The sequence below is a fragment of the Acinetobacter sp. 1124_18A genome (assembly GCF_052824995.1).
Window position 1 is genome coordinate 344,599 of record NZ_VTDF01000002.1, and the last position, 12,751, is coordinate 357,349.

Here is a 12,751-nt window from a genome sequence, read left to right on the forward strand (position 1 = left end):
TTATCCATCTTTTTTGAGCTTATAGCGTATTTCGAAATTTGGCTACATTCAGCTCATAGGCCTTGCCTCTCCAAATCCATTTTAATTTGCAATTTGGAAATTCTTCGCCTTCAAACCATACAAATAAGCCTTCCATCATTTCAGGCCAATCTTCTTTCTTAATATTATTTTCACCAGAAATTACAGCAACAATTGCAGCAATAATGGTGTCATGACTGACAGCTAAACTTAGTCCGCCTCGAGTTTTAGGATGCGTATGATAAATAAGCTCTAGCACGTCTAAAACACCAGTAATGGGGTGTTTCATGCCAGGTAATGCATTATTTACAAAACTATTAATAAAACCCAAAGCACCTTGCTTTTTAAAATAAGGAGCTGCTTGTTGTATATCTAGTACAAAGCTACCCGGCTCAACCAGTAGTCCTTGCTCAATAATTTCAATCGTATGCGTATTAAATTCAGGACTTACATCATCAGCCCCTTCAATCATGAGCGCTGCCGTATCGACACAACGTTGTATTGGGCTTGAAATACAATGTTGAATAACACGATCTGTATTTTTAATTAAATAGTTGCCCCATGCTTGCGCAAGCTCACGCCCCTGAGGAGTGAGTTGCAGATCATATCCAGCTAAACCCTGCCCATCCACAAGTTCTCTTAGAGAATGGCGCGTAAATAAGGTCACAGGAGTTGAAGCATCGGGCAATAAATCAATTGCTTCAAACATACTTTTAGGCAATAAATCGAGTGCCATTGTTATCTTGTCATCTTTTTTCAATACTTTGCCACTATAACATGTCTGGCATAACTCTCAATCTATAACACCCGATTGGGCCAATGCTTCAAATGCTATTTTTTTGCTTTCCTGATCACGAAATGCGATAAAGCCCTTATTTAAAACCGTATGTCTCTGGTTATATTCAAAAGGTTTTCCATCAAGAGTAAGTAAACCACCGCCTATACTCTCTAATAGACCTTGACCAGAACTTGTGTCCCATTCAGAAGTGGGATGAAATCGTGGGTAAATATCTATTTCACCTTCTAACATCATGCAAAACTTATAGGCACTTCCTGCTTCTCTTCGAATAATGCTGTGTTTTTCTTCAATAGGTTGAATAAATTTCTGATATTTAGGATTTTTACTGCCATGACTCAGTCCTATTTGTATAGGCTCCTCCGACGAAGGCGAAGTTATTTGATATTGATACCACTGTTTTTGAGTGAAACTATATTTAAAAGGTAAATCTTGCAGATATCCTAAGTAGACGACTTGTTCACATGGCACAGCAATAGCTGAAAAGATTGTCTCTTTACCCTTAATCAAACTTAGGTTTATCGTGAACTCATCACGCTCATGAATAAATTCTTTTGTTCCGTCAAGAGGATCTAACATCCAACATGTAGACCAGTCATGGCGAGCACTATAATCACTTTCTTCAGACAAAACGGGCAAGTCTGGAGTAATCTCTGCCAAGTGCTTTAATAAGAAAAGGTTCACTTTTAAATCTGCTTGAGTTACAGGTGAATCATCTTGTTTTTCATGAATAGTGAACTCATAACCCGCAGAATAATTTTGATATTCTTGTAATAAAATCTGGCTCGCTTGTTCCAAAACTGGAAGAAGCTGATTAATCAAAGTATCTTGTGGGCGCGTAGTTGTTATAAACATAAATATGCTCTACATAGTTTCATTTCTATTATAGGTGAATTATGAACAATTCAGTATTCGCCAACAGTTTGATTTACTAAAATAGTAATTTATCTTAATGATTAGATAATCGCTGTTTTCCATGCATGTTATGTAGTTAATATGAATAATGATGATGTCAAAAAAGCCTGCATTATGTACAAAAAACACTCTATAAGTTATGAAAAATAAACAACTTAAATCAGATTCATCCATTTCATTTTCATGTATTTCTTGTTATGTTCAATCACACAATAACAAGATGGAGGAAAGCGCACATGATGCTATATGGATATCATTTCTCGACAATAGAACGCAACTGGGAAGAACTGACTCCCTTAAATGAGTTCCTACAGACATTTGCAGATGATGATGGTGATGTTTCAACAAGAGATAAAGAGTCTCTCAAAGAAATCATTGCAAAATCAGATACAGCTTTAGCTTTAGCAAGAGAAATGGGCTGGGATGGTAGTTATACAGGATGTCCGTATTTATTCTGGTTACCAAGCAAAAGTAGCCAGTCTTTTGAGTATGGCTTTGTATTTAAACAGACATCAGACAATACAACTTTTGTTATTTCACCCATTGAGTTGAGCTATCTGGATCAAGATTCTGAAGTGCAGAAATTAAGTAAAAATATTGAATAAATAATAGAGGTTATTGATTCAGATTTGATCAATAACCTCATTCTAATTTCAATCAAACATGCTTAACTGTGGCGTGGGTTTTATAATTTTTTCTTTCGGCACATGAGAACATTCAAACTCTTCAACTGGAAAACCTTCGATAAAGCTTGAAATATCGGGCGATTTTAAACTTAACCATTCTTCTAATCGGTCATGTGGAATAACAATAACCGATCTTTTGACATCGCCTGGTTCGTGAAAGTCTTTCATCATAGGATGGTCTATAGCATCCATGGTCAGCATACTTGCAGAACGAATAACCGTCTCATTGATTTTGCAAATTTCATAGATTGCTGTAATAAAAAAAGCCTGCCCATCTTTACGGCGTACACCCCACCGCTCGGGCTTATCATTTATATATTTACTTTCATAAAACTCTGTCACAGGTATTACACCGAATTTGCATTTGATAGCAGCTTCTTGAAAACTCGGTTTTTGAAAAATCGTTTCATGACGGGCATTGTAGGTATGTTTTGCTATGTTCGTATCTTCGGCCCATTTGGGAACCAAACCAAACATGACTTCACGCCATTCAAGACCTTGTGGTGATTTGAATAATAGTGGCATTGTTCCCGCGGGATAAACCTCTTCGGCATAGCTAAAGCCGACCACAGGCAACTGAAGTTGCTGTACCTGGGCAAGAGTTAAAGGTTTAAAGTTAGCGCACATAGCAAGAATGGACTACCGTATTTTTACTCTCTTATTTTATAAGCATTTAGCCTATAAACCAAATAAAAAGGCACTTAAAAGTGCCTTTAACGACATAACTTTACGCTTATGAAACGTGTTGAATCCCTTGGGGAATGGCTTGTAATAACCGTTTGGTGTAATCATGTTGAGGATGCGCATAAAGCTCATCCGAATTAGCAATTTCCACAACTTCACCATGATTCATGACCATCACCTGATCAGAGATATACTTCACAACAGATAAGTCATGTGAAATAAAGATATAACTCAGCCCAAACTCATCTTGTAAATCTTGTAATAAGTTAAGTACCTGCGCTTGGACCGAAACATCCAGCGCCGAAACAGATTCATCACAAATCAAAATTTCAGGCTTTAGCGTTAAACAACGTGCAATCGCAATACGTTGACGCTGTCCACCCGAAAACTCATGCGGATATCTATAGTAAGCTTGCTCAGGTAAATTCACTCGCTCAAGCAAACTAAGCGCAATTTGTTTACGCTCAGCATCATCTTTACCGATACCATGAATTTGCATAGGCTCTAATAAAATCTGCCCAACCGTAAAGCGCGGATTCAGAGAAGCATACGGGTTTTGAAAGATAATCTGGATTTTCCGTTGATATTTAGCAAACTCTTTTTCAGTTAAGGAAAGAATATCTTTTCCTTCGATGAAAGCCTGTCCGCCAGATGCTTGATGTAAGCGCATGAGTAATAATCCAACAGTCGTTTTACCTGAACCTGACTCACCCACTAAACCTAAGGTTTTTCCTTTAGCGAGTTTAAAAGAAACTCCTTTAACTGCCTGAAACTCTTCTTTGCCAAATAAACCTTTACGGCTATAAAAGCTTTTTTTCAGATCTTTCACTTCTAAAATAATTTGCTCATCACCATTTAAGCCACGTTTACGCTCGGGAATTTCTGAAGCATCAAAACTTTGTTCGACCAATATGTTGTCTTCTTGACGCATAAAATCACTAGTCACAGGTAAACGATAAGGTCGTTGTGACATTTGCGGGCGGCAATAGAGTAACGCTCTCGTATATACATCTTTAGGCTGTTCAAGAACCTGTTCAGCAGCACCTTGCTCTCTAATCTCTCCATGACGCATTACAATCACTTGATCTGCAATTTCACCGACCAACGCTAAATCGTGAGTAATAAAAAGCATCGACATTTGACGGCGCTTACGCAATGACTCAAGTAAATCAATAATTTGTTTTTGGATCGTGACATCAAGCGCAGTGGTTGGCTCATCGGCAATGAGTAATTTAGGTTCACACGCAATTGCCATAGCAATCATGACACGTTGCTGTTGACCGCCCGAAAGCTGATTTGGATAGGCATCAATTTTAGTTTCGGGTGAAGGAATACCGACTTCTTTAAGCAACTCTAAAACGCGTTGTCGAGCTTGTTTACGGCTCACTCCCATATGCAAACACAATACTTCTGCAATTTGGTTGCCAACCGTAAAAACAGGATTTAATGATGACATGGGTTCCTGAAAAATCATGGCGATATCTTTGCCACAAATTTTACGCATCTCTGTACGAGATAAGCTCAGTAAATCTTTGCCTTCAAATATAATTTTACTTTGCTCATCAATTTTACTCTGACCTACAGGCAGTAATCCCATAGTTGCTAAAGAAGTAACCGATTTGCCGCTACCCGACTCACCTACTAAAGCAACCGTTGTATTTTCTGGAATATCAAAGCTAATTCCTTTTACGGTTTCAATATATTGTTTATCTTCACCTTTAAAACTTACTCGTAAATTTTTAACGTGCAACAATGGCGCATTCTTATTTTCTTGTTCGATCATTTGGACCTTCCTCTTATTTTAGCTTTGGGTCTAACGCATCACGGAGTGCATCAGTAAACATTGAAAATGCCGTAACCAAAACAGCCATTGCGACAGAGGCTGCGACAAGCTGCCACCACTTACCTAAAAGAAGTTCACTTTGTGCTTCATTTAACATGCTCCCCCAAGACACTACGCCTACTGGCACGCCAAAACCTAAGAAACTCAAAATGACTTCAGATTTAATAAAAGACACCACCAGAATTGACATTTGGACTAAAGCAATATGACTGACGTTTGGAAAAATATGAATAAACATACGGCGGAAATGCCCCACACCAATTGCTTTAGCTGCAAGAACATACTCACGTGCGGTATGTTTCATATATTCGGCACGAATTAAACGATAAACACCCGTCCAACCCGTTAAACCTAAAATCAGAACAATGGATAAAATGCCTTTTTGTTGAAGTACAGCAGCAATGGCAAGTACTAATAACAAATAGGGAATCGAGGTAAAAATGTTATAGAACCAGTTGAGAATATCATCAACCCAACCACCAAAATATCCTGAAATTGCGCCTAAAAGCGTACCAATACCTACCGCAAGTAAAGCAGATATCACCCCAACAATAATTGAAGTTTCAGCACCTTTAATTGTTTTCTTTAAAACGTCTTGCCCCCACTTATCAGCTCCAAATACAAGAGTGCTTTTCAGTTGGGTTTGCTGATCTAAAAGATGCCCGCCAAGTTGCTGATCAATGGCTTTCATATCATCGACTAAAGGGTCAACTACACCATAATAATCAATTGCACTTCCAGCACTCTTTTCTTGTTTAATTTCAGCCTTAAGTTGGTGGATTACATCTTTTAGAGGGTCTACTGGGTTTTCGGGTAATTCCTCGTCAACTACCGCAGCATTTTGCCCTGCATCTATTGTCTTATCTGCCCCTACAAATGTAGGAGGCGCATAGCTCACTGCAACTTCTTTATTCCAGTCAGATGCAATCACACCCGTCATCGATAGAACTAAGATAATAAAATAAAGCAATACAATCACTAGCGATGACATTGCGATTTTGTCGGCCCGAAGACGTCGCATGGCAAGTTTCCACAGGCCAGATGAATGAGCTTCGGTTTTTGTTTGTTGTTTTCTTTTTGATAAAACGCTCAGCATAGCCCACCTACTTCAACTGTACACGTGGATCAACCACTTTGTAGACCAAATCGGCAATCAGGTTAAAAATCATGGTTGCAGCTGCGATATAAACTGTAATTGCTTTAATTACAGGAAAATCACTTCGCTCAACTGCAATAATCACCTCTCGACCAATCCCGGGAATACCAAAAAAACGTTCAATTAAAAATGCGCCTATGAGTAAAGCAGGTAAAGTTGACATCACATCGGTAATAATCGGAATTGAAGCATTACGCAGTACATGTACACCTAAAATTCGGCTTTCACCTACACCTTTGGCACGTGCTGTTCGAACATAATCCTGATTAATTTCATCAAGTACAAAACTACGATACAAACGTAAGGTCGGTGCAATACTCACAACCAACATGATTAAAATTGGAAGTAAGGCAAATTTAAATAAATTCTCGGAAAAAGTGTCACTCCAGCCTTGCACAGGAAACCAGCTCAGCTGATAAGCCAGAACATATTGAAAAACAATGATGTAAACTAAAATACTGATCGACATCGCAATAGTACATAGCATCATGACCATACGGTCTGTTAGAGAGCCACGTACCGCTGCAACAGCCAATGCCAAAATAATTGAAATAACCGTCTGTAAAATAGTGAGCGGAATTAAAAGCGTGAGCGATGGCCCTAATCGAGTTAAAATAATTTGGGAAACTGGCTCGCCTGTACTCCAACTTGCGCCATAGTCAAAAGTCAGTATTTGTTTAATGAAAATCCAAAGTTGAACGTAATACGGCTGATCGACACCCAGTTGCTTACGAATGTTTTCGATCTGCTCAGGATTGGACATCTTGCCTGCTAAGATATAGGCAGGATCGCCACCGACCCAGTTAAAAAGAATAAAAATAAGTAAGACTACCCCCAACATGGTTGGAATCATCTGCCATAAACGCCGAATAACATATGCCAGCATAGTGATAATTCCTTATTTAACCCGTTGTCCGGTAATTTCATTAAAGAATGCTTTATTGTCAGGTTCACGACCAAGAAAATCTTTCACTAGTTCAGCTGCTGGTTTTTGGCTACCTTGCGATAAAATCGTTTGACGGTAACGTTGCCCTACTTGCGGATTATTGAGGTTATCGCCATAAGCAGAAAGCATGTCTAAAGCCAAAACTTCGGACCACATATAGCCGTAATAACCTGCTTGGTAACCGCCCATCAAATGCCCAAACTGACCTGGAAATTCAGTTGTTGGTACATAACCTAAGGCTGTAGCGGCTTCCATTTTTTGCCAAGTTTCCAAAGGTTTTACTTTTAAAGCATCAGCGCTATGAAGGGCCATATCGTACTGGGCATAGAGTGTCTGACGTGCATAACGCAAACCACGTCCATAGTTATGTACCGCTTTTAAACGGGCAATTAACTCATCATCAACACGTGGACATGCTGGATCACAATAATCGGCAACTTTAGATAAGGTTTCTTTACGGCGCGCCCACTCTTCATACATTTGCGAAGGTGCTTCTACAAAATCATGTTCTACGGATGTTCCTGACTGACTTGCATAACGTGTATTTGACAAAATGCCATGCAAGGCATGACCAAACTCATGAACAAAAGTTTCTAACTCATCACTATTTAAACCTTTGCGGTTAAAATTGGTGACCAAGGCTGAAACGGGTAATCTATTGGTTAAAGTGCTACCACCGTATACTCCCCAAACCGCGGCATGACCATATTTCCCTTCACGAGGGAATTTATCCATATATAGGCCGCCCAAAAGTTTTCCTGTCTTTTTATCAACCACATCGTAATATTCAACTTCATCCTGCCATGCTTTTACTTTGACAGGTTTAAAGTCAATACCGTAAAGGTCAGATGAAATAGCAAACAACCACTTTTGAGCAGCTAAAGTTGGGAAATAATCACGAAGTTTTTCCTGATCAATCTGATATTTACTCTTACGAAGTTTTTCGCTCCAGTAAGCTTCACTCCAACGTGTTATCTCGGTTTTATCTAATGGCGTTTTTAAGGTTTGCGCTTTAAATGCTCTGAGTTCTTCGACTTCTTTACGTTCAAGGGGTGCTACTGTTTTTTGTACGTCTGCTAAAAACTGGTTTACAGCATCAGGGGTTTTAGCCATACGATCTTTTAAAACCCAATCCGCATAACTTGCTTTTCCAAACAATTGTGCCAACTCATAACGCAAATCTACTGCCTGCTTGAGTAGTTTTAAATTTTGCTCAGTACCACGTCTTGTAAAAGCAATCTGGTATCTTTTTCGGGCATCATCATTGTCTGCCAACTCCATAAATGGCCGATATTCTGGATATTCAAAACCAACCAAATAATTTCCTTTCGCATTCTTTTTCAAACCTGAAATATAACTTTCTGGTAAACCCTTCATCTCTTCAGGAGTAAACTCAAGTTTTTCAGGGTTATCACGAACGTTACGGGCATATTCTTGTTCGAGTTTAGTCAATTCATCCAGAATAGCTTTCATTCTTGCGCGTTTTGTAGGTTCAAGTTGAACACCTGTATCTTCAAATTGGCTCAAAATATCTTGACGATATTTTTTATCAACTGGGTCCGTTGCTTGTGTATTTTTAATTAAGTTATATAGCTTGGGATTTTGAAGCATATCAGTGTGAAATTGATTAATTTTGATTTCACAATCTTCGGCTGCCTTACGCAACTTTGCATCTGGGTCTACGTTACTATATAAGCTTATCGGACCTGAAAAATCTTCAAAATGAGCAAAAATTTTATCCCATTTTGCTAAAATAGGTGCCGCTGCTGCGTTAGCATTAACAGGTGTTTTCTCAAAGTCTGTAATCTGTTGCTGAATTTTTTTTAAATTAGAATCACACCATGTTGGAAGCTGCTTTGCTTTAAGTAGTGGTAATGTACTACGAGTTGTTTCAGCTGAAGCGTATTGGTTTATACCTATAGCCAACATACATAACGTTGTCATTTTTAGTGTTTTATTCTTCATCATATCTCCAGATTTTTCATTTAATGATTAGATTTAGTATTTGTATCAATATCAAAGTACATCCACTCAGCATGTAAAATTGGATGCTTTTTATAGCCAATGACACGCGGCTGGGCCAACATATTTCGGTAGCGGGCATAGGACATCTGCACAGGCATATAGACTTCTAACAAACGTGTCATTTTTCGATAAAGTGCATCCCGTTCAGAGCCAGCTTTCATTTGTTGGGTCTGGCGATATAACTGGTCAAACTCTGGAATCGAGCCACAAGACCAGTTCGTCATATGCGTATTGGGACCATAAAAATTCTGCATAAAATTATCGCCATCAGGATAATCGGCTATCCATGCAGACGCACCAAACATACCTTCACACTGTTTTTGCGCTCGAATGAGGTCTGCAAAAAGCATTGGTTTAAACACCATTCGAATATTCAAACTATCAAAGTTTTTTTTCCAAAGTTCAGCACTTTGTTGACCAATACTGTCACTACGAGCCATATATTCAATGACAAGGGGCTTCCCATTTGGTTGAGTGCGCCAACCTGATGCATCTTTTTTATAGTGATATCTATCTAATAGTAAATTTGCTGCTTTCACCGAATATGGCGTACTGGTTCTATACTGAGGGTCATATCCCACTACACCGGGTGGAACTGGAAAATGTAGACGCTCGGCATCATCATTTCTTACTAATTTAATTTCTTGATCTAGTGAGCGAGACATTGCAATTGCACGGCGTAAAGCAATTTTTTCTTTACTCATTCCGCCTACGACTGGATTTTTAAGGTTCCAATAGATATAGCTAATTTCAGGATCAACAATACGAGATAAATGCACACCTTCTTTAGCCAGCTCAGGTCTTAATTTACCGTCTTTAATCGCCTTCGCGACCAATTGCCCTTCAAGCTGAAATATATCAATCTCACCACGCTGAAATGCCAGCCACCGTGATTGGTTTTCTTCCATAACCTGAATATCAATTGTGCCTATTTGCGGCATTTGTTTGCCTTTCAGGCGCTTCACAATTGCCTCATCCTCAGGGCTACTGGCTGCAAAGTTCCAAGTAAAACCACGAAAATCTGGATTATATTTTAAAACAATACGCGAAGCAGGCACCCATTTACTGAGTACATAAGGTCCAGTGCCTACAGGATGTCCCATGACAAAACCAGCTTTGTCTTTATACTTTTCGATGACTTCACGCGCCACAGCACCTGTCGGGTCATGTGCCAGTAATAAAGGAAAGTTATAGTCGGGCTTAACTAAACGAATCACCAAAGTGTACTTATCAGGTGTTTGTAAACCACTTACCTTTTGGTCATAGTTAAATTTTCCAGTTTTATTGGCTGCGTTTATTAATGCATCCATACCTTCGATTTTGTTCTCTAACAACCAGCTATTGGGAGAACGTAAATTCGGATCCAATAAGCGCTTAAAAGAATAAGCATAATCATTGGCTGTTAATTCTCGTGGTTTACCTTTAAAAACAGGGTCCGGTGTAAAATAAATACCTTTTTGAATGTGAATGGTATAGGTCAGACCGTCTGCACTCACTTCGGGCATAGTCGTAGCAATATGAGGAACTAATTTTGCGGGCCTTGCTAAATAGTCATACGTATATAAAGTTTCAAATATTGAAGTGGTTACATGCGCCGAATATAAATCATGGATATAAGCTGGGTCGAAACCTGTTTCAGCTGTCGGGAATACATAACGTAAAACTTTATTTGGATCGGCTGGGCTTTTCGCAAAAATACTTGTAGATCCAGTTAATGCCATGCTGGCAAGTAACAAACCCACACTACAATGCTTGAGCTGTTTTATTAAATTTTCAGTCATAATTATCTTTATCTAAAATTATTTTTTAACAGGGGTAATATCAAGATATTGCCAGTTCGTATTCATCATCGGGTGAGGTTTAAACCCCTGAACTTGCGGCTGTACCAACCAGTTACGAATTCGAGTTACATGAACGATCCACGGATTATCAGCCTCAATCTGGCGGTTAAGCTTTTCATAATATGGAAGACGTTGTTGGGGGGGTAAATGAGTGGCTTGATTATAAAGAGCATCATATGTTTTAGACTGGTAACAAGCATGGTTTCCTTGCCCAGCGTTTGGACCATAAAGTAATTGTGCAAAATTTTCTCCTTCAGGATAGTCAGCAATCCATGCTCCACTCCAAATCATATATTTACATTGAGTTGCAGCTTTTAAGTTATCTGCAAAGTTACTCACCTTGAAGTCAGCGCGAATGCCAATGGCATCCAGATTTTTTTTCCAGAGTTCAGAATGAATAACCGATGCTGAGCTATTTTCATTATTAATTTTTAAAACCAAAGGTTTCCCGTTTGGTAAATTTCGGTAACCATCAGCCCCTTTTTTATAACCATAATGATCAAGTAGTTTATTGGCTAATAGCGGATTGTATCCTACGCTACTTGTGTACTTCGGGTTATATCCATTTACACCTTCAGGTATAAACATTTCTGCTCTAACAGCTTGCCCTTTGTAAGCCTGTCTTATACTTTCTTTTTGATCATATGCCAAAGTAATTGCTCGACGAAGAGCTATCTTGTCTGGGCTAAAACCGCCAATCACCGGATCACGCATGTTCATCATCGTATAGGTAATTTCAGGTTCTTTATTAGGGAAATGCTTAATTCCTTTTTTTTGAAAAGACGCTTTAAGTTGTCCCTTATCTAAAGCTTGCGGAACAGCATCTGCTGTAAGTCTATCAAAATCTAATTGACCAGACTGAAAAGCTAACCACCGTGACTGTTGCTCTTCAATAATACTGACTACAACTTTACCAATTTGCGGCATTTTCTTACCGCTCATTTCTTTAACAAGCTGGTTATCCCACGGCGTGCCTGTCGACTTAAAGTCCCACACGAAACCCCGATAATCAGGATTGGCAACCAGCTCGACCTTACTTCTTGGAACATACTTACTTAACATGTAAGGCCCAGTACCTACTGGATGCATGCCAATACGGTCGCCGTAATAATCAACAACCTCTTTAGCAACACCACCAAAAGATATATAGGCAAGAATATAAGGAAAATTATAATCTTGACGTGTCAAAGTGAATTGTAGAGTATATCGATCAAGCGCTTTCATTCCTGCAATGGGTGCAGCGTAATCAAATTTTCCAGTTTTCTTTGCTTTAGCTACAACCGCATCGGCACCTAACAATTTCCCATCAATGAATGAAACAGAAGGTGCCCTATTTTCAGGATCTAAAATGCGTTTAATTGCATAAACATAATCTTCTGCCACAAGTTCACGACGTTTACCTTTAAAAGCAGGGTCATTGGTGAAGTAAATACCTGGTTTAATTTTAAATGTATAAACTTTACCGTCTTGTTCCACCTTAGGCAGACTTTCAGCCGTATAAGGAACTAACTGCACAGGACGAGCTAAATAATCATATTTGAGTAAAGGCTCGAAAATAGCTTCTGCAATACTGCCACTATAAAAATTGGTGGTTTTAACCATGTCAAAACCATCATCAGGCGCTTCATAAGCAACATGTAATATTTTGTTTGGTTGTGCAAGCGTTTGGGCGAAAGCACAAGAAACTGATGTAATAGCCAGACTTAAAATGGCGAGCTTAAAAATTTTTAATTTCAAGTTCCTACCTACTTAATTAATATTTTAAAGATATTATCCTTTTGAGTAACATCTAAATCCGCATAAGAAAAGTTCTTTCTCAACGGACTACTTTCTTCTTTGTA

10 protein-coding genes are annotated in these 12,751 nt (G+C 38.8%); 1 reads left to right on the forward strand and 9 read right to left on the reverse strand.

Annotated elements, in window-relative coordinates; all coding sequences use genetic code 11:
• Positions 1-19: 19 nt before the first annotated feature.
• Both FY048_RS06085 and FY048_RS06090 read right to left on the reverse strand, forming a co-directional pair.
• Positions 20-754, reverse strand: coding sequence for a histidine phosphatase family protein (locus FY048_RS06085; protein ID WP_016138273.1), 735 nt, complete (start codon positions 752-754; stop codon positions 20-22).
• Positions 755-811: 57 nt separating this feature from the next.
• Positions 812-1,669 carry a 3'(2'),5'-bisphosphate nucleotidase CysQ family protein gene (locus tag FY048_RS06090; RefSeq protein WP_446090526.1) on the reverse strand — a complete coding sequence of 286 codons (858 nt, stop codon included), beginning with the start codon at positions 1,667-1,669 and terminating at the stop codon, positions 812-814.
• A gap of 296 nt (positions 1,670-1,965) precedes the next feature.
• On the opposite strand from FY048_RS06090, the gene FY048_RS06095 reads away from it, so the two are divergent.
• A complete protein-coding gene (locus FY048_RS06095) occupies positions 1,966-2,334 on the forward strand; it encodes a hypothetical protein (RefSeq protein ID WP_016138275.1) in 369 nt (122 codons plus the stop codon).
• Positions 2,335-2,382: 48 nt separating this feature from the next.
• On the opposite strand, the gene FY048_RS06100 is transcribed toward FY048_RS06095, so the two are convergent.
• The 7 genes from FY048_RS06100 to FY048_RS06130 all read right to left on the reverse strand — a co-directional run bounded on the left by FY048_RS06100 (position 2,383) and on the right by FY048_RS06130 (position 12,647).
• Positions 2,383-3,042 (reverse strand): SOS response-associated peptidase family protein, encoded by a 660-nt coding sequence (locus FY048_RS06100; protein WP_446090527.1) that lies wholly within the window; start codon positions 3,040-3,042, stop codon positions 2,383-2,385.
• 106 nt (positions 3,043-3,148) lie between these two features.
• Positions 3,149-4,882, reverse strand: a complete 1,734-nt coding sequence (locus tag FY048_RS06105; protein WP_446090528.1) for an ABC transporter ATP-binding protein — start codon at positions 4,880-4,882, stop codon at positions 3,149-3,151.
• Positions 4,883-4,895: 13 nt separating this feature from the next.
• On the reverse strand, positions 4,896-6,038 hold the full coding sequence (locus tag FY048_RS06110) for an ABC transporter permease (RefSeq protein WP_446090529.1): 1,143 nt from the start codon (positions 6,036-6,038) through the stop codon (positions 4,896-4,898).
• A 7-nt stretch (positions 6,039-6,045) separates the two neighbouring features.
• Positions 6,046-6,984 (reverse strand): ABC transporter permease, encoded by a 939-nt coding sequence (locus FY048_RS06115; RefSeq protein ID WP_016138279.1) that lies wholly within the window; start codon positions 6,982-6,984, stop codon positions 6,046-6,048.
• A 12-nt stretch (positions 6,985-6,996) separates the two neighbouring features.
• A complete protein-coding gene (locus tag FY048_RS06120) occupies positions 6,997-9,009 on the reverse strand; it encodes a M3 family metallopeptidase (protein ID WP_446090530.1) in 2,013 nt (670 codons plus the stop codon).
• A gap of 20 nt (positions 9,010-9,029) precedes the next feature.
• Positions 9,030-10,853 carry an ABC transporter substrate-binding protein gene (locus FY048_RS06125; RefSeq protein ID WP_446090730.1) on the reverse strand — a complete coding sequence of 608 codons (1,824 nt, stop codon included), beginning with the start codon at positions 10,851-10,853 and terminating at the stop codon, positions 9,030-9,032.
• A 15-nt stretch (positions 10,854-10,868) separates the two neighbouring features.
• Positions 10,869-12,647: an ABC transporter substrate-binding protein gene (locus FY048_RS06130; protein ID WP_446090531.1), complete on the reverse strand. Its 1,779-nt coding sequence runs from the start codon at positions 12,645-12,647 to the stop codon at positions 10,869-10,871.
• Positions 12,648-12,751: the final 104 nt, after the last annotated feature.